Origin of the sequence: Streptomyces sp. NPDC048473, from assembly GCF_043200155.1 — a bacterium.
Taxonomy (GTDB): Bacteria; Actinomycetota; Actinomycetes; order Streptomycetales; family Streptomycetaceae; genus Streptomyces.
Window position 1 is genome coordinate 1 of record NZ_JBICXE010000156.1, and the last position, 2,355, is coordinate 2,355.

General features: G+C 66.5%; 1 pseudogene. It reads left to right on the plus strand.

From position 1 onward, the window contains the following. Nucleotides 1–624 precede the first annotated feature (624 nt). Nucleotides 625–2,134, plus strand: a pseudogene (locus tag ACGFU7_RS47845) (ISL3 family transposase). Nucleotides 2,135–2,355: the final 221 nt, after the last annotated feature.

Genomic DNA, 2,355 nt, shown 5'->3' on the forward strand with positions numbered 1-2,355 from the left:
TCGTCTCCCGTCGCATGGGCGAACACCCCCACCGCGGCCCCGATCAACCAACCGACCACACCGCTGCTACCACCGCCCAAACCGATCCGACACGGGTAAGTCGGCGGCGGGAATCAACTGCTGCCGGCTACAACCCCGAACTCAACCCCCGACGAGCTGCTGAACGTCGACCTGAAACACCACGGCCAGCAACCTCACCCACGAGACCCGGCACTTCCTGCTAAGCAGACAGCACCAACCCCACATCGTCTGTGGCTACTTCGCCGCCCGCCATGTCCGCTACACGATCCAGTAGGCAACCCATCAGTTCCGGCTCAGTATCTGTAGCGCCAAAGATGGCACCACCCCGCGAAGAGGCTTCCCATGCACACGTTTGATGCATCGTTCAGGCAGAGGGGAATCCCGTTCCACGCCGTGCTAATTCCCCGAGAGATGCACTTCATGAACGTCATTGATTTCGGTGGTTCGAACATCCGTCACACAGTGCTCCCCAAACATTACCACCATCCGATGTCCACAGATGGGTCTGTCAAACGAACGGGTCTGGCCCGTAGTCGGTGGTGACGCCGAGTAGCCATCCGCGATCATGATCTCGTGATGGATGTCAACTCCCTTGTCGGGATGGTGTTTTCCGGGCTGTCGGTGCTCGTCGTCGAGGACGTGGTGGACGGTGGTGACGCAGTGGTGGTCACGGCCCGCACGCGGGATGTGGCGGTGCCGTGTCCGGCGTGCCGGACGCCGACGGCGAAGGTGCACGGGTATCACCGCCGGACGGTGACGGACGTGCCGGTCGACGGCCGCCCGGTCGTCGTCCACCTGCGGGTACGGCGGCTGGTCTGTCCAGCCCTGGGCTGCCGGAGACAGACCTTCCGCGAGCAGATTTCCGGACTGCTGGAGCGCCATCAGCGCCGCACGGTGCGGCTTGCCTGGCAGATATCCCAGGTGGCGCGGGAGTTATGCGGCCGGGCGGCCGCACGCCTCGCTGGTCTAATGGCCGTGCCCGTTGCCCGCAGCACCGCGCTGCGCCATCCGCGGGACCGCCTGCCGCTGCCGCAGCAGGCGGTCCCGCGGGTGATCGGCGTGGACGATTCCGCCCTGACGCCGCCGCCACCGCTACGCCACGATCATCACGGATGCCGAAACCAGCAGACGCGTCGAAGTCCTGCCCGACCGCGAGATGGCCACCCTCGAGTCCTGGCTGTGCGAACATCCTGGTGTCGAGGTCGTGTGCCGGGACGGCTCGGCCACCTACGCCGAGGCCGTCCGCCGAGCCCTGCCCGACGCGGTGCAGGTCAGCGACCGATGGCACCTATGGCGAAATCTCTGCGACAAAACCCTGCTCGAGGTCCGCGCGCACGTCGGCTGCTGGGCCACCATCAGCCCGCCCCGCCCCGGCGCAGTACGCGAACAGAGCACCCGCGAACGCTGGAACAAGATCCACGAGCTCCTCGGTCAAGGCGTCGGCCTCCTCGACTGCTCCCGCCGCCTCAACCTGGCCCTGAACACCGTCAAACGCTACGCCCGCATGCCCGAACCCCAAGCCCTGCGCATCGCTCCGGCCTACCGGCCCACCCTCGTCGACCCCTACCGCGAGCACCTGCGCCGGCGCCGTGCCGAGGAAACGGCTGTCCCGGTCACCCACCTCCCCGAAGAGATCCGGGAGTTGGGCTACCCCGGCAGCGCGAACCTCCTGGTCCGCTACCTCAACCAGGGCCGCGCCGAAGGTGACCGCCCCGTCGCCACCGCGCGCCACGCCGGCCGCCTCCTGCTCACCGACCCCGAAAACCTGCGTCCGAAGGAAACGACCCCGCTGGAGAAGATCGCCGCGGCCTGCCCGGAGATGACCGCACTCGCCGATCTCATACGCGGCTTCGCCGCCCTGCTGAAACCAGGCGAGAGCAACGACGTGAAACTCACCGAGTGGGTCACGGCCGCCCGTGCCGTCGATCTGCCCTACCTGCGCAGCTTCACCAATGGCCTCGAAATCGACCGGCTTGCCGTGGACGCCAGCCTCACGTTGCCCTACCACAACGGCCGCACCGAGGGCGTCAACACCCGCACCAAAAGGATCACGCGGCAGATGCACGGACGCGCCGGATTCGATCTCCTCCGCCACCGCATCCTCCTGCCCTGACGGACACCCAGCGTCACCACCGACTACCGGCCAGACCCGTTCGTTTTTACAGTCCCCACAGATGCCTTCACATCTGTCCGCCTATAGAGGCTTGCGCGTACGGTCGGGACCTGAACAGCGGTCACCTATTGATCGGAAACTCAATGGGTTCTCGTTGAGGGTGTAGCGGACGTGGGGGCCGTGGGAGTAGCCGCGGACGATGTGGGGCTGGCGTTGGTGTC